At 38.8% G+C, this 25376-nt stretch carries 24 protein-coding genes and 1 pseudogene; 3 read left to right on the forward strand and 22 right to left on the reverse strand.

All coding sequences use genetic code 11. The features are described 5' to 3' along the window. Positions 1 to 338: 338 nt before the first annotated feature. Genes Hs30E_RS01525 through Hs30E_RS01535 form a run of 3 tightly spaced genes read right to left on the reverse strand, consistent with a single transcriptional unit; the run spans position 339 to position 2832 of the window. Positions 339 to 1583 carry a tetratricopeptide repeat protein gene (locus Hs30E_RS01525; protein WP_172207468.1) on the reverse strand — a complete coding sequence of 415 codons (1245 nt, stop codon included), beginning with the start codon at positions 1581 to 1583 and terminating at the stop codon, positions 339 to 341. A 5-nt stretch (positions 1584 to 1588) separates the two neighbouring features. Next, positions 1589 to 2290, reverse strand: a complete 702-nt coding sequence (locus Hs30E_RS01530; RefSeq protein ID WP_172207469.1) for a GntR family transcriptional regulator — start codon at positions 2288 to 2290, stop codon at positions 1589 to 1591. Next, the gene (locus Hs30E_RS01535; protein ID WP_172207470.1) at positions 2287 to 2832 is read right to left on the reverse strand and encodes an FUSC family protein; all 546 of its coding nucleotides are present in this window, start codon (positions 2830 to 2832) and stop codon (positions 2287 to 2289) included. The genes Hs30E_RS01530 and Hs30E_RS01535 overlap by 4 nt, the downstream gene beginning before the upstream one ends. A 133-nt stretch (positions 2833 to 2965) precedes the next feature. On the opposite strand from Hs30E_RS01535, the gene rpsT reads away from it, so the two are divergent. Beyond that, positions 2966 to 3220: a 30S ribosomal protein S20 gene (gene rpsT / locus Hs30E_RS01540; RefSeq protein WP_172207471.1), complete on the forward strand. Its 255-nt coding sequence runs from the start codon at positions 2966 to 2968 to the stop codon at positions 3218 to 3220. An 88-nt stretch (positions 3221 to 3308) separates the two neighbouring features. Here rpsT and Hs30E_RS01545 read toward each other — a convergent pair whose 3' ends face one another. From Hs30E_RS01545 to Hs30E_RS01580, 8 genes and pseudogenes are all read right to left on the reverse strand, one after another. Continuing rightward, positions 3309 to 3500 carry a class II fructose-bisphosphate aldolase gene (locus tag Hs30E_RS01545; protein ID WP_228461965.1) on the reverse strand — a complete coding sequence of 64 codons (192 nt, stop codon included), beginning with the start codon at positions 3498 to 3500 and terminating at the stop codon, positions 3309 to 3311. A gap of 191 nt (positions 3501 to 3691) precedes the next feature. Then, positions 3692 to 3961 carry an HK97 family portal protein gene (locus tag Hs30E_RS01550; protein ID WP_228461964.1) on the reverse strand — a complete coding sequence of 90 codons (270 nt, stop codon included), beginning with the start codon at positions 3959 to 3961 and terminating at the stop codon, positions 3692 to 3694. A gap of 105 nt (positions 3962 to 4066) precedes the next feature. Beyond that, complete coding sequence (locus Hs30E_RS01555) at positions 4067 to 4960, reverse strand: Fic family protein (protein WP_172207472.1); 894 nt, start codon at positions 4958 to 4960, stop codon at positions 4067 to 4069. A gap of 100 nt (positions 4961 to 5060) precedes the next feature. Beyond that, positions 5061 to 5228: pseudogene (locus Hs30E_RS01560) on the reverse strand (terminase large subunit); the annotation flags it as partial. An 11-nt stretch (positions 5229 to 5239) separates the two neighbouring features. Next, positions 5240 to 8407 (reverse strand): type I restriction endonuclease subunit R, encoded by a 3168-nt coding sequence (locus Hs30E_RS01565; RefSeq protein WP_172207473.1) that lies wholly within the window; start codon positions 8405 to 8407, stop codon positions 5240 to 5242. A gap of 12 nt (positions 8408 to 8419) precedes the next feature. Next, positions 8420 to 9610, reverse strand: a complete 1191-nt coding sequence (locus Hs30E_RS01570; protein ID WP_172207474.1) for a restriction endonuclease subunit S — start codon at positions 9608 to 9610, stop codon at positions 8420 to 8422. Position 9611: 1 nt separating this feature from the next. Next, positions 9612 to 12371, reverse strand: a complete 2760-nt coding sequence (locus tag Hs30E_RS01575; RefSeq protein WP_172207475.1) for a type I restriction-modification system subunit M — start codon at positions 12369 to 12371, stop codon at positions 9612 to 9614. A 22-nt stretch (positions 12372 to 12393) separates the two neighbouring features. After that, entirely contained in the window at positions 12394 to 12606 is a 213-nt protein-coding gene (locus tag Hs30E_RS01580; RefSeq protein ID WP_228461966.1) for a helix-turn-helix domain-containing protein, read from the reverse strand. Positions 12607 to 12673: 67 nt separating this feature from the next. On the opposite strand from Hs30E_RS01580, the gene Hs30E_RS01585 reads away from it, so the two are divergent. Together Hs30E_RS01585 and Hs30E_RS01590 are read left to right on the forward strand one after the other, a co-directional pair. After that, positions 12674 to 13243 (forward strand): restriction endonuclease subunit S, encoded by a 570-nt coding sequence (locus tag Hs30E_RS01585; protein ID WP_228461967.1) that lies wholly within the window; start codon positions 12674 to 12676, stop codon positions 13241 to 13243. Between the two features lie 31 nt (positions 13244 to 13274). Beyond that, entirely contained in the window at positions 13275 to 14204 is a 930-nt protein-coding gene (locus Hs30E_RS01590; RefSeq protein WP_172207478.1) for a site-specific integrase, read from the forward strand. A 275-nt stretch (positions 14205 to 14479) separates the two neighbouring features. On the opposite strand, the gene rlmD is transcribed toward Hs30E_RS01590, so the two are convergent. From rlmD to thrB, 11 genes are all read right to left on the reverse strand, one after another. Further along, complete coding sequence (gene rlmD / locus Hs30E_RS01595; protein ID WP_172207479.1) at positions 14480 to 15844, reverse strand: 23S rRNA (uracil(1939)-C(5))-methyltransferase RlmD; 1365 nt, start codon at positions 15842 to 15844, stop codon at positions 14480 to 14482. A gap of 87 nt (positions 15845 to 15931) precedes the next feature. Next, positions 15932 to 16735, reverse strand: coding sequence for a tyrosine-protein phosphatase (locus Hs30E_RS01600; protein ID WP_172207480.1), 804 nt, complete (start codon positions 16733 to 16735; stop codon positions 15932 to 15934). Between the two features lie 27 nt (positions 16736 to 16762). Then, complete coding sequence (locus Hs30E_RS01605) at positions 16763 to 17836, reverse strand: ABC transporter substrate-binding protein (protein ID WP_172207481.1); 1074 nt, start codon at positions 17834 to 17836, stop codon at positions 16763 to 16765. Further along, on the reverse strand, positions 17836 to 18426 hold the full coding sequence (locus Hs30E_RS01610; RefSeq protein WP_172207483.1) for a LemA family protein: 591 nt from the start codon (positions 18424 to 18426) through the stop codon (positions 17836 to 17838). Before Hs30E_RS01610 ends, Hs30E_RS01605 begins: the two co-directional genes overlap by 1 nt. Positions 18427 to 18496: 70 nt before the next feature. Continuing rightward, positions 18497 to 19300, reverse strand: a complete 804-nt coding sequence (locus tag Hs30E_RS01615; protein WP_172207484.1) for a TPM domain-containing protein — start codon at positions 19298 to 19300, stop codon at positions 18497 to 18499. Further along, the gene (locus Hs30E_RS01620; protein ID WP_172207486.1) at positions 19290 to 20069 is read right to left on the reverse strand and encodes an ABC transporter permease; all 780 of its coding nucleotides are present in this window, start codon (positions 20067 to 20069) and stop codon (positions 19290 to 19292) included. Before Hs30E_RS01620 ends, Hs30E_RS01615 begins: the two co-directional genes overlap by 11 nt. Next, positions 20066 to 20866, reverse strand: a complete 801-nt coding sequence (locus Hs30E_RS01625) for an ABC transporter permease (protein WP_172207487.1) — start codon at positions 20864 to 20866, stop codon at positions 20066 to 20068. The genes Hs30E_RS01620 and Hs30E_RS01625 overlap by 4 nt, the downstream gene beginning before the upstream one ends. Then, the gene (locus Hs30E_RS01630; RefSeq protein WP_172207488.1) at positions 20859 to 22052 is read right to left on the reverse strand and encodes a DUF998 domain-containing protein; all 1194 of its coding nucleotides are present in this window, start codon (positions 22050 to 22052) and stop codon (positions 20859 to 20861) included. The genes Hs30E_RS01625 and Hs30E_RS01630 overlap by 8 nt, the downstream gene beginning before the upstream one ends. 24 nt (positions 22053 to 22076) lie before the next feature. After that, positions 22077 to 23234, reverse strand: coding sequence for an ABC transporter ATP-binding protein (locus Hs30E_RS01635; RefSeq protein WP_172207490.1), 1158 nt, complete (start codon positions 23232 to 23234; stop codon positions 22077 to 22079). Next, a complete protein-coding gene (gene murB, locus Hs30E_RS01640; RefSeq protein WP_172207491.1) occupies positions 23224 to 24138 on the reverse strand; it encodes a UDP-N-acetylmuramate dehydrogenase in 915 nt (304 codons plus the stop codon). Before murB ends, Hs30E_RS01635 begins: the two co-directional genes overlap by 11 nt. Before the next feature lie 366 nt (positions 24139 to 24504). Next, positions 24505 to 25371: a homoserine kinase gene (thrB, locus tag Hs30E_RS01645; RefSeq protein WP_172207531.1), complete on the reverse strand. Its 867-nt coding sequence runs from the start codon at positions 25369 to 25371 to the stop codon at positions 24505 to 24507. Between the last annotated feature and the right edge of the window lie 5 nt (positions 25372 to 25376).

Genomic DNA, 25376 nt, shown 5'->3' on the forward strand with positions numbered 1-25376 from the left:
TGAACGACGAAGTCGTGAAGAGTTTAGGGAAGTAGCTATGCACAACGTGCCTTAGCGGTTTACCGCTTAGGCGTTGGGTTAGCTACTCCCTTAATGATTGAACGACGAAGTCGTGAAGAGTTTAGGGCCTAGCTATGCACAACGTGCCTTAGTGGTTTACCGCTTAGGCGTTGGGTTAGCTACTCCCTTAATGTTTGAACGACGAAGTCATAAAGAATTTAGGCGCTTGTTACATACAACGTATCTTTACGATTTATCGCTTAGCTGTTGGAGGTAACTACTCCTAAAACATTTACTTCACAAATTATTTTACCAAAAAAGGCGGAAAACCGCCATGATTATAACTCGTTAAAAAGCGCTTGTGAATTTTCATCATCTGGTACAAGTGTCAAATATTTTTCAAGGACAGCTTTGGCATCGGTTTTCCGAGCATTTCTAAGCAAAATTTGAGCATAATCTCGTAAAAATTCTGGATTATCTGCTAAAACGCTCCCGCTAATCTCATCATAAATTGGCAGTGATTTTTCGTCATTGTCAAGCTCTTGATAAGCTTTAGCAATGTTCCACTGGGCAAGCGAGTGTTCCTCGTCTAGCAAAGTTTCAAGCCCAATCACTGCCTCAAAATCGTTTTCTTCCATGTAGAGATTGGTCAGTAAAAAGACGGTTTCGTCATGCAAATCGGGCAAATCAAGCGCTTGGCTCAGATAATTTTCAGCCTGTTTTAATTCATGCAAGGCATAGGCGATTCGGCTGGTCAGATGAATCAGCGGCACATCAGTCGGATTCTTCGCTAAGCCTGTTTTAGCAACTGCAAATGCGCTGTCGAAGTCATTTTCTTCTACCAGTGCTTGTGCGTAAGGATAGGCATAGCCATCAAAATCTGGCGCTAGCGTGTCTAACTGTTTGAAATAATTAATGGCACGGCTAAATTCACCAATTGCAAAATTGACTTGCGCTAATTCAAATAAAACGTTGTCATCATGATCAAGTTCTAGTGATTTTTCAAGGAATTTCTCAGCATTTTCAAACTCACCTAGCAAGGCATATGCCGTGCCAATGCGCTGATAAGTTGAAATTTTTGTGAGTTCTAATATCTGCCGTTGGCTGAGTTTTGCGAAATGTTCGATTGCCTCACGCCATTTCCCTTGATTATAATAAAGCTCAGCAATGGCGAACGTGACTAATGGCGACTCTGTTAGACTTGCCGCCTCATTGAGCTTAGTGAGAGCAGCCTCCCAAACACCGTCAGCTTGGTATAAATCAGCAATCATCACAAGAGCCGCAACATAGTTGTCATCAGTCGGTTCAATCTTGTAGAGAAGTTCCAGCGCGCCGTCAAGATCGCCGTCGTCGAATTTCATCTCAGCAAGATTGAGTAAACTGTCAGTATTTTGAGAATCAACTTGCAAAATTTTCTCATAAACTTTGCGACTTTCAGAAATAAATCCCATCATTGATAGATATTCCGCCAAATCCGTCAGCAAGTCCATGCCGTCAGTCGCAACCGCTTTGTCTAATTCAAGTGCCATTTCATCAAATTTACCCGCATGCAGTAGCTCGACTACTTTTTCAGAATGTGTCATGTTGCTTACCTCTCCAAATAAAATTCAAAACGCTCGCCAACATATTGTGATAAAACGTACTCGAATGGTGTTTCATCGTTATTAGCAAAGTAAGAAATTTGTGTCAAAGCCAAAATAGCAGCGCCAGTCTTGACTGACAAAAAAGTCGCAATTTCTTTGTTGACAATTTTCGCTGAAATCACTTGCTCACTTCTGCCAATTTTTTTGCCTGCATTTTCCAAAGTTTCATAGAAATGATTGGTAATGTCGTGTTTGGCAAAATCAGCAATCAAACGGTAAGGTATGCTTGCGACTTCATAGCAAATCGGCAAGTCATCTGCATAGCGAATGCGCTCCATTCGGATAATTTGTGCACCTTTTTTGAGTTGTAATTTATCGCATTCGACTTCGTTTGCTGCTGTTTTTTGATAACTGAGTACCTTTGAAGTCGGCGTTTTACCGAGATTTTTGATAATATCTGTGAAACTGGTTGTGCCACGCATTTTTTCACGCACACGGTCGCTAGCAACAAAAGTCCCAGAACCAACATGGCGTACTAAAATTCCCTCTTCGACTAAGCTGGTTACAGCTTGACGTAAAGTCATGCGCGACACACCAAACTCTTCTGCCAGTTCGCGCTCGCTTGGCAAACGTTGCCCCACTTCGTAAATGCCCATTTCGACTTGATGTTTGAGTTCATCATGTATTTTGATATATATAGCTGTCATTTTTTTTCTTCCTGTTCTTTTTTTACAGATTTTTTAATCATCTTATCTATCGGCGCATCGTGGATGAGCGCTGTGTTCAGTACTGTTGCAACAATTACCCCAGAAAATGTATCCAGTACGCGATTGACCGCATAAATCACGTAGTCGGTTTCAGTTATCGTTAGCGCGATAATCAAAAGCGTTGCGTTTGCGCCAACAAGACCTGGATGAAGGTCGAAACCGTCCATGATGACAATGTTGATAAGCACAAAGAACGGCAGCAAAATCACTTGAACAGCAAAGTTATGGTGACTCAGGATATAGAGAAAGTAGTAAACAACGGCAAGAAAGCCACCCAAAGCCGAGCCAATAAAACGCGCTTTAGAGGCGTGAAGTGTCGCTGTATAAGACTCTCGAATAGCAATTATCGCAGCAACACCCGCAATCATAGCGGCAGACTGCCCCCGATGAAAAAGATGTGTGAAAATGAGAATGATAAAAATTGCAAGCGCTGTTTTTATCGTCCGAAGTCCGAGACGAAATCGTCCAAATTGGAATGACATAAGAAACCTTTCAAAATAAATTATCTATACCAATTATACCACAAAATAACGTTTGCATTTTGTTTATTTTCATGTTATACTTATTAGGTATTGTGTTTATTGCAATATCTATCTTAAAATAAGGAGAACAAACATGGCTAACATTAAATCTGCCATCAAACGTGCTGAGTTGAACGTTGTTCAAAACCAACGTAATTCTGCTCAAAAAACAGCTTTGCGCACTCAAATCAAAAAATTTGAAACTGCCGTTGCTGCTGGCTCTGATGATGCGCAAGCATTGTATGTCGCTGCATCTGCTGCAATCGACAAAGCTCATTCCAAAGGTTTAATCCATAAAAATAAAGCTAACCGTGATAAATCACGTCTCGCTAAAAAATTGGCGAAATAAGCTGATTTTGGATTAAAGATGAAAACTCCCAGATTCTTTTCAGAGAATTTGGGAGTTTTTGTTTGGGAACACATTCAAATTAGATGACTTAGGCTTTATCATCACTGCCAACAACTTTAATCTTAGATGAAACCAAGCCATAGACTTCTTTCATGCCATATTCTCCGTATTTTTTAGGATTAATGACTTTTTCATCTTGCAAGTCAGTCGCATAATTGACTTTACAAATACCACGTTTAATCGCCTTGCGAACTTGTTCATCAGGGACACCACTTTTAATTGCATCAGTCTCCTATTTTTGGAATCTTTGCTTACACGAAAATGTAAGCGTATCTATCTTTATTTTACTATACTCAATTCGTTAAAAATAAAGAACGCTTTCAATAGCTTCACTATCGGCATAAGCCAAAATTCTCTTTTGGATTGTTTTATCATAGGTCATACTTACAGTATATCGTGCGTTTCGCTTTTTTATCGAATTGAGTATAAAAGCAAATACAAAGGGTGATTAATCGCTTTTTCCTTACTCGTTTCAGTTTGTTTATATAGCTGAAGTGGCAGACTTGCGACCGCCTCAGATAAAATTCTCACACATGAATGAACTGCGGTCATCTGCATAGCACTTCGTTCTGTAACAGGTTTGCCAGCTGTTGTTCCTCCCATTAAAAAATGATAGCTACTTCCAACAGTGCTATCGCTTGGTTTGTCTCTTGATTTGAATAAACCTGTAAGTATTCCCATACACATCAACCTCCTTTCTGATTTTGGACATAAGAAAAGTACCTATCGACTTGATAGATACTTAATAATAATTTTTGATTTTATCTCAATTCAATTTACGATATATTAGTCGGAAAGCATTGTCAAATATGACTCTAGTCTCTCATCTACATATCCTGCAAATAATTTCTCCATAGCTGCTAGATTGTGTTTAACATGATAGTCATCAAAAGCTGTATAATAATTGACCCTATCAGTAAACTTAATATCAATTGGCGGAAACCCTGCTTTCATCAACTCTAGGTTGACTAGCAATCGACCTGTTCTACCATTCCCATCAATAAATGGATGTATGCTTTCAAATTCAATATGAAATCGTGCCAACCGAGGAATAACATGTTCGTCACTCTCATGATATTTTTTCATTAACTGCTCCATACTTGGTGCAATCATATAAGGTTGAACAGGTTCATGTGCTGCTCCCATAATGCGTACAGGAACTTTTCGATAGATACCTCTATCTTCTTTCTTATCGGCCAAAACAAGATAATGAATTTGCTTGATGATACTTTCAGAAATTGGTGCATTTTCCTTCACTAAACTGCTAACAAATTCAAATGCTTCTTTATGACCAATCGCCTCCATATGGTCTTTTAACGGTTTCTTATCAATAGTGAGACCACGTAAAACCATATCTGTTTCACGAAGCGTTAAGGTATTCCCTTCAATCGCATTAGAATTATAAGTATATTCTACAATAAATTCTTCCGTCAACCTCTCTAATTCCCCTGAAGTTAGTGGACGTTTGGAATCAAGTTCACGTTTTTTTTCATCAATCTTTTTCAATTGATTCTCTTCTGACTTGTACCTACCATCAGAAGGTTTTACAACATCATGAGGAATCTTCCAAGCACGTCCAAGTTGAATTGCACCAACTATTTTTCCTTCAGCACAAAGAATCCTAACTCTTCTATCAGAAATCCCCCACTTCTCGGCGGCTTGTTTCACGGTAATATACATGGTATTCCTCCAATCTTTCACTAATTATAACCTTTTATCGGAACAATAGCAACTTATCGGAATAACATGGAACGAATTAACGGAACAATAGTAAGCTTTTTTAAATCACAAATAGCCCTCTATCATCATAGACACTTGCGCCGTTATCATTGCCACATCTAATTGCTCTATCAAGTGCCATAATAGTCGCAATCGCACCGTCAATCTTCTCCGTGGACTTTTCTTTATCAGCTTTGATATTTCCTGCGGGGTCAGTTCGGATGAAGATAGTAAAAAAAATTAAATTTCAAATCCATCTTCGAGTATAAATTTTCTAAGCAATTCATTTACTTTCATGTTCACCTGAAAAGGTTTAATTTTTTCTCCTTCTAACTTTTCAATAAACTTTCTAGCTTTCTCTTTATCAACTGTATTTATTAAATCGTCAAAACGTCCAAATTCATTGATATTACCTTCAGTAACTCTCAAATTCATCAAATTACGAAGCTTTTTTTCGTCAATACCCAACGCAGTGGATATGTTGTGAATCTGATCATTTTGAGATTTTGCTTGGTACTCATTGATATAATCTCGTAATGTTTTACTGGCATCTGGTGTCTCAGCGCCACTTTGAATATCGTGCAAGAAAATATTGGCATATTTCTGTTCTTCTTGCGACAAAGTTGCAAAAGTTTTGTGTAGTTCATCCAATGCTCTTTGTGCCTCTTCAGAACCGATAACTTTCAAATACTTAGAAAATCTAGAATTCATATAATCTGCATCAATTAGACCAGTATCAATTTCATTAATATATCCATCCAAATCAAACGGAATATCGTCCCCACTAGGTCCACCTCCACCACCTGGACGCGTTAATTCTTTATACCGCAAGACGAGAATCAAATAGGTTTTCTTATCTATTTCTAAAGTAACACTCGTTTTCGGTTTCCCAGAACCATGAGAAAACTCATATGTTAATTGTTCCCAAGTAAATCCTTGAACCTCTGCCGCTTCTAAAAGATCATTAAAATCTTTAAACAGACTGGCAAATTTCGCTTTTTCTTCCTGTTCATTAGGTAAGTTTTCAAAATTTTCGACACCAGCATTTTCAAACACCTCTTTAATTTCATGGTAAATTTGATTCATCTTAGTTAAGTTCTTTTCTAACTTGTCCACAAATAAATCAATAGGTTTATCGCCTGAATATAATTTGAGTGCCGCATCGACGTTTTTCTCCATAGTATTTGGTTTTCGATAATAACGGATGGTGCCATGTGGCTTTTCTTTTCCAAACAAACGATTCGTTCGAGAAAAAGCTTGAATAATATTTTCATACTTCATCAATTTGTCTAAATAAAGGGTATTTATCCATTTTGAGTCAAACCCTGTAAGCATTTGGTCCACAACAATTAATAAGTCAATTTGTTTTTTTGGTTCACGTTCAATAAATTTATATTGAAACTTGTGTGCCAAGCGATGAGAAATATCTTGTTTGAATTTTCCGTGAGTGCCAATTTCAAAACTTTGCCCATATCTCTTATTGTAATCTTCAATAATTTCAACAAGACCATCTTCTTTATAAGCAACGTCACCACCATTATCAATGGTTGAATCAAATAATGCGGTCGTTTTTAAGTCAGGTTTTGCAATTTTTAATAACCGATAATATTTAATAGCTTCTGGAATACTGCTAGTTGCAAAAATAGCATGAAATTTCCCCGCTCGGCTCAAAGTCATCCAATTATTAACAATATCTTCGACCACTTTTTTTTGATGTTCGCTACCCACATTAATTTTTGTTGGATCTATATATAATTTTTTTAAACCAGGATATTGCGTTTTTGGTAAATAATCTTCTATTCCCTTGTGATAAATACCTTTATCATCTTTGAAGCCTGCCATTTTTATTTTATCCATAAATTTATAAAACACTTCAGATTTGGCGGGGTCGCTAATCGCTTCTTCTTCATTTGTTGCTTTTGCTTCGTGAATTGCCACAACTTTACGAACTTCGTTATCTTTGAAAGTTGATACTTTACAAGGGTCAAAACCAAGAACGTTTTTATCCCTAATGCCATCAGCAATTGTGTATCGATGTAACTCGTCACCAAACACATCTGAGGTAGTGTTATGTTTTCGTTCATTTTCATCTTTTATTGGCGTCCCAGTAAATCCGAAAAAGATGGCCTCTGGAAATGTTCTTTTTATCGTTAACAGCATATCTCCAAAAGTAGAACGATGAGCTTCATCTATAATAAACGCCATTCGTTTTTTATTCATATTTTCAATATCTTTGGCATTCATCCCCCCCTCATCATCTTTAATATTACTCATTTTTTGAATCGACGTCACAAGCAACGTATCAGCTGGATTTGAACTTTTAAGTTTCGTTTTTAGCACTGCGGTATTTTCAGTAGCTTGAACAGATTCATTTTCATCAGCAAATCCACGATATTCTCGCAGTGATTGTGTGCCAAGCTCAATTCTATCCATCAAAAAAATGACTTTATCCGCATCTTGTGAGTTTGCAATAAGCTGTGCCGATTTGAAACTTGTCATGGTTTTTCCAGAACCAGTTGTGTGCCAAATATAGCCACCACGTTGATTTTTCTCATCCCATTGAGTTTTAGAAACCTTATCAGAAATAGCATTTGCTGCATAATATTGATAACTACGCATGACTTTTAAAATGCCATCCGTATCATCTGCGACAGTGTAAAAACCAATCAATTGATGAGCCATCGGAATCGAAAGCAAACTCGCTGCAATGTCTTTCCAATTTTTTACAATTTCATTGTTAAAGTCTTCCCAGTGGAAATAATAGTCTGGGTTAAACTTGTTATCTGGTCCTGGATTTGCGAAATATTTTGTTTCATTAGGTTCCATCGCAACAAATATCTGAACTAAAGAGAATAGCCCTGTAAAGATTCCTTCGCCCGCATATTTCTCGATTTGATTAGATGCTTGGCTTACAGGAATACCGCTTCTTTTTAATTCAATATGGAATACAGGCATTCCGTTAATCAGAAGCATGACATCTCCTCGGCGATTATTAAGGATTTTAGACTTCGTTGGAAACTTAGGCTGTTGCGCAATTTGATATCTGCTCTGTCCAGCTGCTATCTCACGACGATCATAAATCTTTAGACTTACTTCTTTCCCAAAATGAAGTATATCTTCTGAATTATCTCGTTTTATCGAAATGGTCTTCCCGTTAATGAAACTGTTTAATTTTAACGGTGTGCGTAAATTATTGATTTGTTCAATAATTTGTGCCATTTCACCCGATGTTAAAGGCTGACCATTTAAACGGTCTAGCTCTTTATTATTGTCATATAAAATTTTCGCCCAATTATCGATTAATTCTTGTTCTGTCGGATTTTTTAGTACTTTTCTCTCCCAGCCTTTGGTAAATAGGAGGTTGATTAAAGCTTCTTCAAAATCAGATTCTTTTGTAAAAGTTGTCATTATTTTTGTCTCCTAAATAAACATTTTTTCAAGCATAGCTTTTTTGATATTTTTTAACTTATCAAGCTCACGCTGATGAAGGGTAATAAGATTGTCGAGTTGTTTGAAAAAGATGCCGATTTTCGTTTGTTCTTCATAACTAGGTGTCTTAATCTTCAAATCAGATAGTATTTTCTTATTTAGCCCTCCACGAGTTCCATCGCCAGATGATGACATTCGAAGTTCGTCGTATCTATTACCCAAGTTCTGAAATACAAACTCATAATATAATGTTTCGTCGGGTTCGATTGCTGCGATTGACTGATTTGTTGTAAGCTGAACCTCGTTAACAGCGACTATTCCACGAGTTTTACCTTGACCCGCTAACGCAATCAAAATTGAATTTTCTTTCACCCATCTTGCACTTGAATTATCCAAACCTACTTTTGAAATCATGTCATTGGTACCAGTTAATCTTTTTTTATTAACTTCCCCTGAAGACATCCAAGGTATTTCTTTTGGCTCCCAATATTCGGGCTTCTGAGTGCTAGGTGTTCCACCCGCAAGAATATTTGAATGGTCACCTAACTTCCGCTGTTCCCAAGCGTCAGTAAACCCATCAAAGCGAACTTCGGGAAATTTTTCTCCTTTTTTCGGGAACATTTTTTCAAGCATAGCTTTTTTTATATTAACAGTCTTTTCATACTTACGCTGATGAAGGGCGATGAGGTTGTCGAGGTCGGCAAAGAACACGCCAACGCGTTTCTGTTCATCAATGTTCAATGGGATATTGATGTCCAACTCGGTTAACATATCCATAACGATGTAAGGAATATTCCCCGTTCTTGCTTCTTCTGATATTTTGCGTGGAAGTCTATTTCCGATTTCTGAATATAAGAAACTCCTATCGGCGCGAAAACCTGTTAAGACGTATGTACGTTGGTATGCGTTGAATTTGCCATCCGCCAAGTGCATATATCCAACCGTTGCCCCATTGCCCGCTATGGTTATTGCAGGGCCTTCAAATGCAGGAATGTCGATTCTATACTTCTTTATACCTGATGTATAAAAATCAAATTTGCCGTCTTCGACCATTGCATTTGCATCCAACTTTCCCGTTGTCACATCAACGAACTCACCCAACTTCCGCTGTTCCCAAGCAGTAGCATTTTCTCCATTAAATTCTTTGAAACGAATCTCTGGAATTTTCTTTTTTTCTTCCATACTACTCACCTTTAATCAGCGATTGAAATTCGCTAAGTCCTTTTATATCAAAGTCAGATCCATCAAGTTCTCCAATCATCTGAATCAATGACTGTTCGACTTTTACTAATTCATCCGTAACATCCGCATATGTTACGGCATATTTATCGGTAAGCTCTGCAATTTCGCTAACTAATTTATTCAAAACAGTATCTGGCAACTCGCTAATGCCATTAACAATAGGTGAAATCCACTTTTGTGATAATAATGCGCTTGCTTCATCATCTGACAGTGATTCAATAACCACCTTTGTTTTTAAATGAAGTTCGTTATCTGCTTTTTTCACTTCTGCTTTTATTCGCTTTTCTTCAGCCATTAAGTCTGAAACTATTACAACTTTAGCCTCAAAGCTATCCTCGGGGAAAGAGAATTTTGCTTGCAGTTGTTTCAGATAGGCATTAACTTTTGCTTTTGCATAGGTCTTATCTTTTTTGGATTCAATATGATGCCATGCAACTTCGGTATGTTGCGCAATAAAATCTAGTTGTTCTGCCTTTTTAGCCTTTGCATCTAATAAACGACTATAAGCATTAAGTCCATCAATTTCAAGATTAGACACTTCTGAATAAATTTCTTTAATTTGCTTATTCACCTCTGCAGTCACAAATGCGTCGTTTGAATCGTTTAGAATGCTTGAATCTTTTTCTTCTTCACTAAATGATTCAATGATTTCACTGTATTCATTGACAATTTCCAACAAACGATTTTGTTTCTCGGTCAATTTCAATAACTCTTCAGATAAAAGAGATTTCTGAACTAAGTCAAAAGGTAAGATATGTCCAATAAAACCGTCTTGAACTTCAGTATCTTTTCCATCTTTCTTCTTAATGACGATGTTTTCATCAACTTTTTTCACAGCCCCAAAACCTTCTGTTTGAATCATTTCAAGATCAATAGATATAATTTGCCATTCGTCATCTAGCACTTGATATGCTTGATATTTATCAACTAACGGTGTCCCATTCAAGCTATCGAAAATATAATGACTTAACCTTGTTTCTTCTTGTGGTATTTTCACTTTGGTTGACTCATCAATAAGTTCTAGAACTAGGTATTCCCGCAACCCTTTAAACGCATTTTTATAATTTGATGTAAAAGATTTCACTTGTTTATTTGCAAGAATAGCTTGTTTCACGTTATCAACTTTAACTGTTACATAAGGCGAGCCATTGTCTTCAAATAAAGCTTGTTTTAAGTTAGGAAATGCTTCCCAATATCCGTTAAGACGATTAATTTCAGATTTTGGTATGCCACCAAACATGGTCGCATAAATATCCCATGATTCATTTGCTTCAGCTGAATCAATATACCGTGGAATATTTAAATTGTAGTCATTTTCTCGAATTTCATTTTTAGTTACCACTCGTGAATATTTTTCAATCTTTTCTCTATTTATAACCGTATCGACGATTTTTTTAATGTCGGATGCTTGTAATTTATTATTTTTCCCTTCTTTGATAAAGCCTTTTGAAGCATCAACGATCAGTACATCATCATTTTCTCGTTGTTGTTTGAGAACCAGAATAATAGTCGGGATGCTAGTACCAAAGAAAATATTTGCTGGGAGGCCAATAATTGCATCAATTTTATCTTTTTCAATTAGATTTTTCCGAATTTCTCCTTCTTCCCCACCACGAAACAGAACGCCATGAGGCAAAACGATCGTCATGATACCATTTGATTTAATATGAAATAAATCATGAAGCAGGAAAGCGTAATCTGCTTTTGTTTTAGGCGCAAGACCGTATTCTGCATAACGTGGATCATTGTCTTTATTTGAAGGGTCCCATTTTTGAGAATACGGTGGATTTGAAACAACGGCATCCACATATAAAGGGTCATAAGTATTTACTGGATCATTATCATCAAAGAATGGCCAATCTTCTTCTAAGGTATCGCCATTTCTAGTCATAATATTATCAGGTAAAACCCCACGCATCACTAGATTCATACGAGTCAAATTATAAGTATTCCCTTTCAACTCTTGCGCGTAATACTTAATATTGTTTTCATCATTAATATGTTTAGCAACAGATTGACCAATATTAATTAGTAATGAACCCGAGCCACTCGTTGGATCATAAATTTTTATTTCATCACGATCCTTAACGTGATTTGCAACAATTTCTGACATCAATAATGAGACTTCATGAGGCGTATAGAACTCTCCCGCCTTTTTACCAGCATTTGCGGCAAACATACTGATTAGGTATTCATAAATAAAACCGAGAACATCATAGTCCTGTTTACCATTCATTGGAATTACCTTAATAAGTTGAATCAAACTACTTATTGCTTTGGTTTGTGAAGCAGCAGAATCACCTAACTTGGTTAATCCAGTTTCTAAAGTAGTAAAAATTCCATCAAAAACCTTCTTATGGCTTGAATTAATCAAACGACTAAAAGCAGATAATGCATCATGTACATCAGATACATTAAAGTCTATCCCTTTTTCAATCCATGTAGAAAACAAATTATCATATGAAATGAAATAACCAATATTTTGTTGGATAAATTTCACCTGTTCTTCATCTTCTTCGGTTAAATTTTTGATGTCCTCTTCATCGTAATCATTTTCCTTTAAAAAACGGACTTCCTTATCTGAAAGGAATTTATAAAAAACAAATCCTAAAATATAATCCTTATATTCGTTGGCCTCAATTTTTGAACGCATTTCATTTGCTGAAGCCCATATTTTTGATGCTAATTGCTGTTTGTTCATAGCTATTGCTTTCCTCCAATTGTTACTTTTCTTCTGATTTCTTAATTTCTATAATATCTCCAATATCAACTTCCAAGACTAAACAGATTTTCACCAATGTTTCTAACGACACAGTTTCATCTCGTCCCATCTTTGCAATGATATTCGTGCTGATATTTGCTTCGTCCTTCAACTGAGTTTTGTTCATCCCTTTATCAATAAGAATTTTCCAAAGCTTATTATAGCAAATCGGTATCATCTAGTCAGCTCCTTCTATAAAACTACAAATACCATTATATTATATCACGAAACATCAAGAAATAATACCATCTAAATCATCTTTTTTTACTGACGCTTGGGAACAGCGGAAGTTAGGTGACCATTCAAATATTCTTGCGGGTGGAACACCTAGCACTCAGAAGCCCGAATATTGGGAGCCAAAAGAAATACCTTGGATGTCTTCAGGGGAAGTTAATAAAAAAAGATTAACTGGTACCAATGACATGATTTCAAAAGTAGGTTTGGATAATTCAAGTGCAAGATGGGTGAAAGAAAATTCAATTTTGATTGCGTTAGCGGGTCAAGGTAAAACTCGTGGAATAGTCGCTGTTAACGAGGTTCAGCTTACAACAAATCAGTCAATCGCAGCAATCGAACCCGACGAAACATTATATTATGAGTTTGTATTTCAGAACTTGGGTAATAGATACGACGAACTTCGAATGTCATCATCTGGCGATGGAACTCGTGGAGGGCTAAATAAGAAAATACTATCTGATTTGAAGATTAAGACACCTAGTTATGAAGAACAAACGAAAATCGGCATCTTTTTCAAACAACTCGACAATCTTATTACCCTTCATCAGCGTAAGTATGTTTATAATAATGAATAGTTTATAATAATGGATAGTTTATAAGAAAGGAATGAATTACATGAACAACCAAGAATTTTTACACACCTACTTCAAAAAATGGGTAGCAACCTACAAAGTCGGCGCAATCCGAGATGTAACCATGACGAAATATCAAATGAGCCATCATTGGTTGCAACAACTTGTGCCGAATCTTAAGCTTTGTGAGGTAACACGTTTATCCTATCAAGGACTACTAAACGACTATTCCCAATTCCATGAACGAATAACAACGATGGATTTTCACCATCACGTCAAAGCAGCTATCTTGGATGCCGTTGACGAAGGGCTCATCGATCGAGATCCCACCCGACGTGCAATCATCAAAGGAAAACCACCACGCCCAAAGAAAAGCAAATTTCTCAACCAGTTTGAATTACAATCTTTAATTAGCCATTTAAATCTAAAAGAAGAGATAAATTGGGACTGGCTTATCTTATTAATCGCAAAAACTGGGCTCCGTTTTTCTGAAGCACTCGGTCTTACACCTAGCGATTTCGATTTTGCTAGACAGACCATCTCTATCAACAAAACTTGGGATTACAAAAAAAATGGTGGATTTCAACCTACTAAGAACAAATCTTCCGTTAGAAAAGTGTCGCTTGATTGGATGACCGCTATTCAGTTTGTAGGGCTAATTAAGGATAGACCTATCGACCAACCTATCTTCGTAAGAGAAGGGCAAAAAATTTACAATTCAACACCTAATGGCATTCTGGCTCGTCACTGCAAATCTCTAGGCATTACCATTATTTCAATCCATGGTTTGCGACATACACACGCTTCATTGCTTCTTTTTGCTGGCGTCTCAATCGCCAGCGTATCAAGGCGACTTGGTCACTCTAGCATGAGTACTACGCAAAACACATATCTTCATGTTATTCAAGAATTAGAAAATCAAGATACAGACATAGTAATGCGGTGTTTAGCTAATCTTCAATAACTATTTATGGACTCTCCTGCACATTATTTAGCGGAGAGTTTTTATTATTTTCCCAATATGATGTGTTCTATGACATCTATTTTGGAGTGACAACCTAAAAGCACAAAAAAGTATCCAAGCCACTAACTCAACAGCCCTTCGACCGCTGTAACCAACCCGCACACTCAGCGGTTACCCTAAAAATCGCATCATATCGCCATTTCAAACACTTAAAAAGGCTCTCTAGACACAAGTCCAGAAAGCCCAATAAGTCTTGTAAATAAAGGGTTCAAGCCCTATTTTACCCGTTGTAGCAATGCTACCAACTCAACGTGATGTGTCTGCGGAAACAAATCAACAGGCTGCACCTTCTCAAGCGCATATCCCAGTTCTTCAAATCGCACGACGTCACGCGCAAATGTGGCTGCATTACACGAGATATAGACAATACTGCGTGCGCCCACATGAACTGCCGACTTGATAAAAGCCTCATCAAGTCCTTTGCGTGGTGGGTCAACGACAATCACATCGGGTTTTATCCCCTCAGAAAGCCAGTCAGCCATGACAGTCTCGGCTTTTCCTGTCACATACGTTGCATTTGTGATAGCATTCACTTCAGCATTTCTCCTAGCATTTTCAACCGCAGTCGCAACGACCTCGACACCATAAACGTGCGCAACTTGCTGAGCGAGCGACAGCCCAATCGTTCCAATGCCCGAGTAGGCATCGATGACAATGTCGCTAGGCTGCAAGTCTGCAAATTCAATCGCTTTGGTGTAAAGAATTTCAGCCGCTTTCGTGTTGACTTGGTAAAATGATGGCGCAGAAATCTCATATTTGTGACCGAGCATAACATCCGTGATGAAATCTTGCCCATATAACACCTGCCAATCACTACCAAAAATGGCATTGCCAGTGGTCGTATTAACATTCTGCATGATTGATTTTATGGCTGGAAATTGTGTCGTCAGTGCATTCAAAACATTATCAACTTTGAAAAATGCTACCTTGCGCGTCACAAAAATAACCATGATTTCACCAGTCGCATGCGCACGGCGAACGACAATATTTCGCATAAAACCAGTATTTTCAACTTCATTATAAGCCTTGAGACCGCATTTTCGTAGCAAATCACGCGCAAAAACGACAACTTCATCAATCTCAGGTTGCTGAATGAAAAAATCTTCAACAGGAACGAGCGCATGCGAATGTTTGCGGAAAAATCCAGTTTCTAGCACACCATTAACCGCACGCACAGGAATGCTAGCTTTATTGCGATATTTCGTAACATCTGGACTAGGAATCGTCTCAGCAACAGGAAAATCAGCTTTACGCGCTGTTTTAGACAGCAACTCAACAATCTGCTTACGTTTAAATTTCAGCTGCTCGCCATAATCAAGATGTCCAAAATCAGCAATCCCAGTCCGCAAATAATCAAGATTGATATCAGTCACGCGATGCGGTGAAGTCGTCAAGTAGGTGTCAACCTTACCAAATCCGAACTTCTTTCCCGTTTTCAGCACACGCATTTTGATTCGCTCGCTAGGCAAGGCATTCTCGACAAAAAATGGATAACCGTCAATTTTGACAACACCAGCACCCTCATGAGTCAAATCAATCACGTCCACTTCAAAAATATCATTTTTATTAAAATTAGTCATATCTCATTATAACACATCTTTTGAGGTGACAAGTCTGCGCATTAAAAAAACTGAGTTGTTTCACTCAGTTTTACATATGAAAAATGATCAAACCAACAAATTCTTCCGCAACTTCTCCTGTTCAGTCAAACTAAATTTCAAGCCTTCCGAAACAAATTCATCAAATCCACCATACAAACGCAACATTTCATCATAAGCTACCTCAAGATTATCCTTTTTGACCGTCAGCATATCATACAAATTAGCCAACAAAACCGAATCACTGGTCACATCACGATAATCCGCCATTTTCGCCGTTACCATATCAGCATTATAAATATTTGTGAGCAGAAAATCTGCCAAAATCGTTTCTTTAGGCACACCTAAAATACCCAGAATTATCGCAACCCCAAAGCCTGTTCGGTCTTTTCCGCCACGACAATGCTGAATAATCCCGTAATTGTCCGCATTGAGATAAACTTCCAGCATTTGCCGATAAATAGCACGGTTGCCCGCATCTGTCACAAAAGTTTTCATCATGTCAAGCATATCTTGCCTAACAGTCATGAACTTCTCCGTTTTACCCGCTTGAATCAGCTCAACCGATGACTTGCGCACGGCGTTTTTTAAGTCGCGAGACTCACTCGCATACTCAGCAAGCTCGGCTTTGGGTGCAAGCGCATGGTAAGCAACACCACCTATCTCAGGATCGGGCTCAGTCGCCCGCTCAAAATCGCTGCGAAAATCAATAATCGTCTTTATCCCAAAATCATCCCGCAAGCTGTCTGCCTCTGCTGGATAAAGCTTAGAGAGTGCATCACTGCGGTATAAAATGCGAGACTTTACCTGACGACCAGATGTCGTCTCGTATCCACCAAAATCACGGAAATTATCCAATTTTTTGAAAGTCATTTTTCTCCTCACTAAAACATCAGAAAATTATTTCCGATACATTTTGAATTGTAAAAATAAGTCATTATAAATCCCCAAATATTCGGGTCCGAGATTTTTATAAACTTCCAAATGCGCAATTACCGCCTCATCTGGATAAAATTGCTTATCATTTTTAATCTCGTCAGGCAACAAGCTTTCAGCTTTGCGGTTGGGGGTCGCATAGCCAACGTATTCAGCATTTTGCGCTGCATTTTCAGGGTCTAACATGAAGTTAATGAAAGCATATGCCGCCTCGTAATTTTTGGCTGTTTTGGGTATCACGATATTGTCAAACCAGAGATTCGAGCCTTCGCTCGGTACTATATAATGCAGATGTTCGTTTTCATCGACCATTTCTGCCGCCTCGCCAGAAAAAGTTACCGCTGCCGCTGCCTCGTTGTTAATCATGTACTGCTTGATTTCGTCAGCAACAATCGCCTTGACGTTAGGTGACAGCAACTTCAAATGTTTATAAGCCAAGTTGAGCTGCCCCATATCAGTCGAGTTGAGCGAGTTGTTTTCGGCATTTAGCGCCATGCCGATAATCTCACGCGCACCGTCAATCAACATCAGATTATTTCGATAAGTCTCCGACCACAAATCATTCCAATGCTCAGGCGCATTTTTGACAAATTTATCATTGTAAACAATGCCGACTGTTCCCCAAAAATAAGGAATCGAATAGTTATTTTCAGCATCAAAATCAAGATCAAGAAAACGACTGTCAATATTAGCCAAGCCCTTAATCTTCGACTTATCAAGCTTGACCAACAAATTCTCCGAAATCATCTTGTCAATCATGTACTCGCTTGGAATCGCGATGTCATAAGTCGTCCCACCTTGCTTAACCTTGGTATACATGGCTTCGTTCGAGTCAAAGGTCACATAACTGACCTTATATCCCGTCTCTTTTTCAAACTTTTTGAGCAATTCTTCGTCAATATAATCGCCCCAATTGTAAATGGTAAGCTGATTAGTGAGACTTGATGTGCCGCTATCCGCGGACAATTTGACGGAGAACACCCCAAGCACAGCAATAATAGCTAGAACGCCGCCCATAAAATACACTAATCTTTTCATTATTTATCAGAATCATCCGTCTCAAAATTAACTTTTGGTGCATTTTTTGCCGATTCATCAGCAGTGAAATATTCTGCCTTATCAGCACCTTTCATACTTGCCACGATTGAGCTTGGAAACATTGAGATTTTCGTATTATAGGTTTTGACAACCTTGTTATATCTCGTTCGCGCAACCGCTATCCGATTTTCAGTACCAGCGATTTCATCTGATAACTGGATAAATTGCTTGTCAGCCTTAATGTCAGGATAAGAAACTTGCAAAGCAACCATCGCACGATAAGCAGAAGTCAATTGGCTGTTTGCTGTCGCTGTTTCAGAAACCGTACTTGCCTGTTTCATCGCATTTTGCGCATTAGCAATCTCTTCAAAGATTTTATCCTCATGATTCGCATAACCTTTTACGACCTCAACCAAATTCGGAATCAAATCGTTGCGCCGTTGTAGCTGCGTATCAATGTTGGCATAAGCCTCATCCACATTATTTTCTTGTTTCGCAATACCATTTCCAAGACCAAAAAATGCTACAATTACAAGCGCAAGAACGGCAACAAGACCAACCACAAGACCATTTTTTTTGATAAAATTCATTTTATTCTCTTTTCTATATATTAGCGCATTCAAATCAAAAAATGAACACACATTGTCATTATACCATAAATTAACGCCCAGCACCGCCACCAGAAGATGAGCCACTGCCAAAACCGCGACCACTCTTACGCGACGATGAGCCACCAGAACCACGACCACCGCCACGATTGTTGAGTAAGGTCATAATCAACCACAATATAATGTCGCCATGCCCTGTCGCAACCGCTAAAATGACACCGATAATGATGACAACAAGCAGAATAAGACCCGCAAAACTATCATTTCCCTCCTCAGGTTTATTAACACCTGAATTTTGAGTTGACGTTTGCGCACCAGACACTTGCAATTGCCCCGTCAAAACACCTGAAATCGCCGTAATTGTCTTTGAAATTGCCGTATCATAATCATTTTTATCACGATAAGGTACAAAATCATCGTCCAAAATTCTACCAACTTTGCCGTCATTAAGCTCGCCCTCAAGCCCATCACCAACCTCAATCCAGACACGTTTTTCTTGCTTAGCAATTAAAACAAGCAAACCTTTATCACTATTACCACCAATTCCAGTTTTCTCGAAAACCGTATTAGCATAATCTTCAATCGTGTGGTCTTTCAGTGTTGGCACAGTCAAGACGATAACCTGCGCCACATCAGTCACATCAAGCCTATTCAGCTCACTATTCACAACATTTTCAGTCGTATCCGTCAGCATAGCTGCATCGTCATAAACATAAGTACCATTTTGCCAAACAATCTTTTCAATGTCGTCAGCACCATTTTCATCGTTGCGCCATTTAAAAAAGCCAAAAACGCCAGCCACAGCCACTAGTACAACGGTTATCACGATAATTTTTTGCGTGAATTTATTTTTCATCAGCAGACCTCATAATCATATAATAGCCAATAACAAGCAAAATTGAGAGGATAAAAACAAGTGCGCTCAAAGCGTTGATTTCAAGCGAAATGCCTTGTCGCGCCCGAGAATAGATTTCGACGGATAAAGTCGAAAAACCATTGCCTGTAACAAAGAAAGTCACGGCAAAATCGTCCAGCGAATAAGTAAATGCCATAAAAAATCCTGCAATAATCCCAGGTGTCAAAAAAGGCAAAATAACCTCTGACATAGCTTGACGATGTGTTGCACCCAAATCATAAGCCGCATTGACCATATCAGCATCCATTTCTTGCAAACGTGGCAAAACCATTAGCACAACAATGGGAATCGAAAAAGCAATATGCGCTAGTAAAACAGAGGTAAAACCGAGTTTAAAACCGATTGAGGTCAGCAATATCAAGAAACTTGCACCAATCATCACATCTGGCGAAACAAGCAAAACGTTATTTAAAGACAAAATCACATTTTGCGGTTTTTTCCTAGCTTGATTGATATAAATTGCACCAAATGTTCCAATAATCGTTGCCAAAAATGCTGAAAGAAATGCTAGTAAAAAAGTTTGTACGACAATCAGAATCAGCCGTTTATCAGCAAATAAATCTTGAAAATACTCGAAAGTAAAACCTGTAAAAGCAGTCATATTTCCATTTGCATTAAAAGCATAGAAAATGAGATAAAAAATCGGCAGATATAACAGTGCAAAGACGGCTATCAAATATAGATTTTCAAATTTGAATTGACGTTTCATAGCTTATCACCTCGCTCCCGTGTCAAGAACATGACCACAAACATTGTCACAATCAAAACCATACCAATGGTTGCACCCATGCCCCAATTTTGCGTGACGAGAAAATGTTCTTCTATCGCTGTGCCAAGCGTAATCACGCGATTGCCACCAATCAAGCGCGTTAGCATAAAGAGACTCAGACTAGGAATGAAAACTGCCTGAACGCCCGCTCTCACGCCATTCATAGACAGAGGAAAGATAATCTGAGTAAAACTCTGACGGCGCGTTGCGCCCAAATCGTAACCAGCATTAATCAAATTGTCATCAATCTCATCAATAGCGTTAAAAATGGGTAGCACCATAAAAGGAATCTCGATATAAGCCGCAACGAAAATGAAAGAGAAATCGGTAAAGAGAATCTGCTGCGAGCCAATTCCCATGAAATTCAGAAAACCATTAACCGCACCATTTTGCCCGAAAATGCCGATAAAAGCATAGGCCTTGAGCAAAAGATTAATCCACGTCGGCAAAATAATCAGCATCAGCCAAAGTTGCTTATGCTTGAGTTTGGTCAGAAAATAAGCCGTCGGATAACTGATAATCAGCGTTGCGACTGTGATAATGCCCGCATAAATCACGGAATTGACCGACATTTTCAGATAAGTCCAGCTGGTAAAATAAGTCGTATAATTACCCAAAGTCGCCCGACCGTCAATATCAAAAAAAGATTTGTAAATCAGCAAGATAATCGGCGCAATCACAAAGAGGAAAAGCCAGAGCCAATAAGGCGCGGCATAAAATTTATTTTTTTTAGTCATCATTTTTTTCCGTTTTTTCAATCAATTTAACATGCCAACGATGATCAGCCTGAGTCATTTCTTGCATTGTGTTAATCAGCATAACAAGCCAAACGAAAGCGATAGCAAAAGAGATAATCTCAAAAAAAGTAAGCGACAAATAATGAACCCCCTTAAAGAGAATCGCTGCTAATATCAACAGTCCCATTGTTACCGCCGAAACAATCATAAATTCCTTAGAAATATCGGGTAGCAGCCATTTTAACAAAAGAATCAAAACGCCAATAGACATGACAATCCCATAAGCTGCCCAGTTATGGACAAGGCGTGTCCATGAGCCGATATTAGCTGGAAAAATGCCAACGCAGGCAATCAAAAGCGCTAGCAGATAGTAGAAAAAGCGCACCACACGAGCCTTAGCCGTATAATAGCTACTGCGAGAAAACTCGGAAAAAAGATAATCCGTAATCGTCAGCAAAATCAGCGCCGAAAAAACCAACGTGAAGTTAAATTGCCAGTTATCTGTTGCCCTAGCCGTTCCTAAAAAACTGAAATTTATCTGCCACCAATCCTTTTGACTATTCATCGCCATAGCAAGGAAAATACCGCCAATCGAAGTCGTAAAAAGCATATTTATCAGGTCAGACACTCGCACAGAAACAGCAGCTGAAATCATAAAATAATTCATAATTGCCGAAAAAACTAGGACAAAAAGCGAGGCTGTTACTGGGTCAAAGCTAACACCGTTAAACGTGTGGCGCATGACATAGAAAATAATTGCCGCAATCGCCAAAATAACAAGTGTATAAGTCACTGTAAGCGTCAAAGTTTCACGTAATTTAGTCAACCAATGACGTTTGAGCTTGATGTGTTGCGACTTGATATAAGCCACCAGAAAAGAGAAAAAACCAGTCACAGCACCAAAAGCAAGCGTAACATTCCCAACGGTTACAATTTCATCGCCTGTCAAAATAATCTGCTCTTGTTTTGTCATGATAAAGGCAATCAAAGCAGCAAACCACGATAAAAGGCTCGGAATTAAAAGTCTGTGGAGAGAAAAATTTTGCCGACTCCCCGACACATTATCGGTCAGTTTGATAACAAATTTATCATCCCGCGTTTCAAGAATCAGCGCATTTTCCTTGCCAGCAACTTCTTCTGTGAGTTGGCGGGCTATCTCTTCAGGTAATTCAATGTATTTTTTCATGGTTTTACCTTTCTAAGAATAGTATTAAACTTCTTGGTCAACCTCTTCTTCGCGAATCGCATTGATAATCCCTGCCTCAGCGACCTCATCCTCAACATACTCCTCAATCCGCGCATCAAATTCAGCCTCTGTCTCATTAAGTCGCATGATGTGAATGTCCTCAGGCTCAAAATTCAAACCAATCACCTCGCCAACAATCGCTTGGCGCGTCGAGTGAATCATCCATTCTTGACCCAGCTCATCAACAGCAATAATCTCATAATGCACCCCACGAAAAAGCTGTGTCGTCACCTTGACAACCAGTTTGCCCTCGTCTGGCAAAGTCAACTGCAAATCTTCGGGACGAATCACCACTTCAACCGGCTCATTCTTCTTCATACCGCCGTCAACCGCCTCAAACTGCTTACCATTAAACTCAACCAGATAATCATCCAGCATAATCCCCGTAACAATGTTGGACTCGCCAATAAACGTTGCCACAAAGCGATTGATTGGCTCATCATAGATGTCAACAGGCGTGCCAGACTGGACAATTTCGCCCTCATTGATAACAAAAATCCAGTCACTCATGGCAAGCGCCTCCTCTTGATCATGCGTAACAAAAACAAAAGTTATCCCAAGTTTTTGCTGCAATGCGCGCAGTTCATACTGCATCTCCGTGCGCAATTTCAAGTCGAGAGCACTTAAAGGCTCATCCAAAAGGACAACCTTAGGCCGATTGACAATGGCACGGGCAATGGCAACACGTTGGCGCTGACCGCCAGACAATTTCTGAATCCGCCGATGTTCAAAACCAGTCAACCGCACCATTTTCAGCGCCTCTAAAACACGTCTGTCAATTTCAGCCTTACTGATTTTCCGAATTTTCAAAGGAAAAGCAATATTGTCAAAAACATTTTTGTGTGGCAAAAGCGCATAATTTTGGAAAACCGTATGCACATCTCGCTTGTTAATCGGCACATCATTGATACGCTCGCCGTCAAGAAAAATATCGCCACTCGTCGCATCCATAAGCCCCGCAATAATATTAAGAATCGTTGATTTCCCAGAACCCGACGCCCCGAGTAACGTATAAAATTTCCCCGATTCCAGCTCGAAATTGATGTCGTTTAGGACGACTTGACCGTTGTCGTCAAAGATTTTTTTGACGTTTTTGAATTGGATGATTGGATTAGTTGTCAATTTTTTCTTCCCCCAAAATCCGAACCTCAGGCTCAAGCGTAATTCCCGAAGTTTTTTTAACCTGCGCAATCACATAAGCAATTAACTTCTCATAATCACTCGCCGTCCCATTGCCACGATTCACCATAAAACCCGCATGTTTTTCAGACACTTGCACGCCACCGATTTGGTATCCTTGCGCGCCAGATTCTTGGATCAGCTGACCAGCAAACTGCCCAACTGGTCGCTTGAAAACTGAGCCACAACTCGGATAATCAAGTGGTTGTTTCAATTCTCGCAAATGCGTCAGACGTGCCATTTCAGCCTTGATAAGTTGATAATCGCCATTGGACAGAGCAAATTTTGCCGAAAGTGCGATATAATGCGCAGTCTGTAAGAGCGATCGGCGATAACCAAACTGCAACTCATTAGCAGAAATCGTAAATATCTTGCCATTTTTATCCATGACTTGCACGCTTGATAGAATCGTTGCCATCTCACCACCATAAGCACCAGCGTTCATAAAAACAGCGCCACCGACAGAGCCAGGAATACCACAGGCGAACTCAAAACCAGTCAGCGAATTTTCAAGTGCAATCTGTGTCGTCTCAATCAAATTTGCACCTGCTTCAGCCTCAATTTCATAGCCGTCCGTGTGAATGGCGTTCATCTTTTCAAGTAAGATAACAAAACCACGAATCCCGCCGTCACGTACAATCAAATTGCTAGCATTTCCGAGAACAAGAAAAGGGGTCTGAGTCGCATTTGCCAACTTGACTATTGTTTGTAACTGTTTTTTATCTTCAGGAAAAGCTAGAAAATCAGCCTTACCACCAACTTTTGTAAAGGTATAATTTGCCAAAGGTTCATCAAATTTGATCAAAATCTCTGGTATTTTCTTAATAATTTCATTTTTAGTTATCATTTTAAGCTCATTTCATATTAAAAAATAGCTTGTACATTTTCGTACAATACTATTATTTTACCATATTTTAGCTAATTTTATCAGCGCAAATCTCTACAAACAACATTTTTATTGACAAAAACGTTCTTTGAAATTTTCAATCGTTTTTGAGTCTTTACGACAAGATAAACCAGTTGAATATTTTAATTGCCTAATTTCTTTCTAAAATTATCAATCTGCAATTGTTGATATTCCCGTACTGTTTTTTGTTCGTCTAACAATTTATTGCTCCGCTATTATTTTTTCTTTTATAATATCTTACCATATATTGGCACTCGATTTCATGTTCTCATAATACCATTTTAAAGGCTTTCACTCAATAAGCAACTATTTCACAACATTGACACCGACTGTGTCAACATGTAATTCTAGCAATTTGCCTGAAAAATTTTCAGCTTGAATTTTAGCTTTCAAATTCACCAGTTTAGCCACTGCTACCATGACCATAATCGTCGGCCCAGCACCTGATAAATAGGTCGCAAATGCTTGTTCAGCATGCCCAATCTCACGAATTTTCGCAAATTCTGGCACTAGACTGCCACGATAATTTTCATGGAATAAATCTTCTTCAATCATTTGTCCCGCAAGCAACATATTGCCTGTTAAAAGCGCTGCAATGGCAACATTTGCCACAGAACTGGCAGCTACGGCTGTTTTATAAGCAAACTCACTTGGTAGCACCTTGCGCGAATCGCTCGTTTTCAGCTCATAATCGGGAATAAAAGCAAGTAAACCAGTTTCTGGCATTTGCGCCACAACATGGCTTGTCTTGGCATCACGCGTACTGGCAATGACGAGATTACCAAAAATCGCAGGTGCCACATTGTCAGGATGTCCCTCAATTTTCGTCGCAAGTGCCAATTTTTCAGTCGGCGTCAACTGCAAATTCCCAAGCTGATTGGCAAGCTCAATTCCCGCTACGATAACCGAACTTGACGACCCAAGTCCGCGCGCTAGTGGAATATCACTCGTCATTTTAAGTTGATGAGGCGTGAGGTCGGCACACACTTCTAATGCCGTTTCAAGGAGCAGATTTCGTTCGTCGCAAGGCACTTCTGCACCCAAATCATGATGAATATGCCAAACATCCGATTGTGCCAGCACCTCAATTGTCAAATAAAGCGATACCGCAAGTCCAACAGAATCGAATCCTGGTCCGAGATTAGCAGATGTTGCGGGTACTGATATTTTCAAACTCA

Source organism: Pseudolactococcus hodotermopsidis (assembly GCF_011170085.1).
GTDB classification, from domain to species: Bacteria; Bacillota; Bacilli; order Lactobacillales; family Streptococcaceae; genus Pseudolactococcus; species Pseudolactococcus hodotermopsidis.

Coding starts and splice junctions, on each gene's coding strand:
- Hs30E_RS01525 (WP_172207468.1), bottom strand. CDS start 1,583: ATGACACATTCTGAAAAAGTAGTCGAGCTACTGCATGCGGGTAAATTT.
- Hs30E_RS01530 (WP_172207469.1), bottom strand. CDS start 2,290: ATGACAGCTATATATATCAAAATACATGATGAACTCAAACATCAAGTC.
- Hs30E_RS01535 (WP_172207470.1), bottom strand. CDS start 2,832: ATGTCATTCCAATTTGGACGATTTCGTCTCGGACTTCGGACGATAAAA.
- rpsT (WP_172207471.1), top strand. CDS start 2,966: ATGGCTAACATTAAATCTGCCATCAAACGTGCTGAGTTGAACGTTGTT.
- Hs30E_RS01550 (WP_228461964.1), bottom strand. CDS start 3,961: ATGGGAATACTTACAGGTTTATTCAAATCAAGAGACAAACCAAGCGAT.
- Hs30E_RS01555 (WP_172207472.1), bottom strand. CDS start 4,960: ATGTATATTACCGTGAAACAAGCCGCCGAGAAGTGGGGGATTTCTGAT.
- Hs30E_RS01565 (WP_172207473.1), bottom strand. CDS start 8,407: ATGACAACTTTTACAAAAGAATCTGATTTTGAAGAAGCTTTAATCAAC.
- Hs30E_RS01570 (WP_172207474.1), bottom strand. CDS start 9,610: ATGGAAGAAAAAAAGAAAATTCCAGAGATTCGTTTCAAAGAATTTAAT.
- Hs30E_RS01575 (WP_172207475.1), bottom strand. CDS start 12,371: ATGAACAAACAGCAATTAGCATCAAAAATATGGGCTTCAGCAAATGAA.
- Hs30E_RS01590 (WP_172207478.1), top strand. CDS start 13,275: ATGAATTACATGAACAACCAAGAATTTTTACACACCTACTTCAAAAAA.
- rlmD (WP_172207479.1), bottom strand. CDS start 15,844: ATGACTAATTTTAATAAAAATGATATTTTTGAAGTGGACGTGATTGAT.
- Hs30E_RS01600 (WP_172207480.1), bottom strand. CDS start 16,735: ATGACTTTCAAAAAATTGGATAATTTCCGTGATTTTGGTGGATACGAG.
- Hs30E_RS01605 (WP_172207481.1), bottom strand. CDS start 17,836: ATGAAAAGATTAGTGTATTTTATGGGCGGCGTTCTAGCTATTATTGCT.
- Hs30E_RS01610 (WP_172207483.1), bottom strand. CDS start 18,426: ATGAATTTTATCAAAAAAAATGGTCTTGTGGTTGGTCTTGTTGCCGTT.
- Hs30E_RS01615 (WP_172207484.1), bottom strand. CDS start 19,300: ATGAAAAATAAATTCACGCAAAAAATTATCGTGATAACCGTTGTACTA.
- Hs30E_RS01620 (WP_172207486.1), bottom strand. CDS start 20,069: ATGAAACGTCAATTCAAATTTGAAAATCTATATTTGATAGCCGTCTTT.
- Hs30E_RS01625 (WP_172207487.1), bottom strand. CDS start 20,866: ATGACTAAAAAAAATAAATTTTATGCCGCGCCTTATTGGCTCTGGCTT.
- Hs30E_RS01630 (WP_172207488.1), bottom strand. CDS start 22,052: ATGAAAAAATACATTGAATTACCTGAAGAGATAGCCCGCCAACTCACA.
- murB (WP_172207491.1), bottom strand. CDS start 24,138: ATGATAACTAAAAATGAAATTATTAAGAAAATACCAGAGATTTTGATC.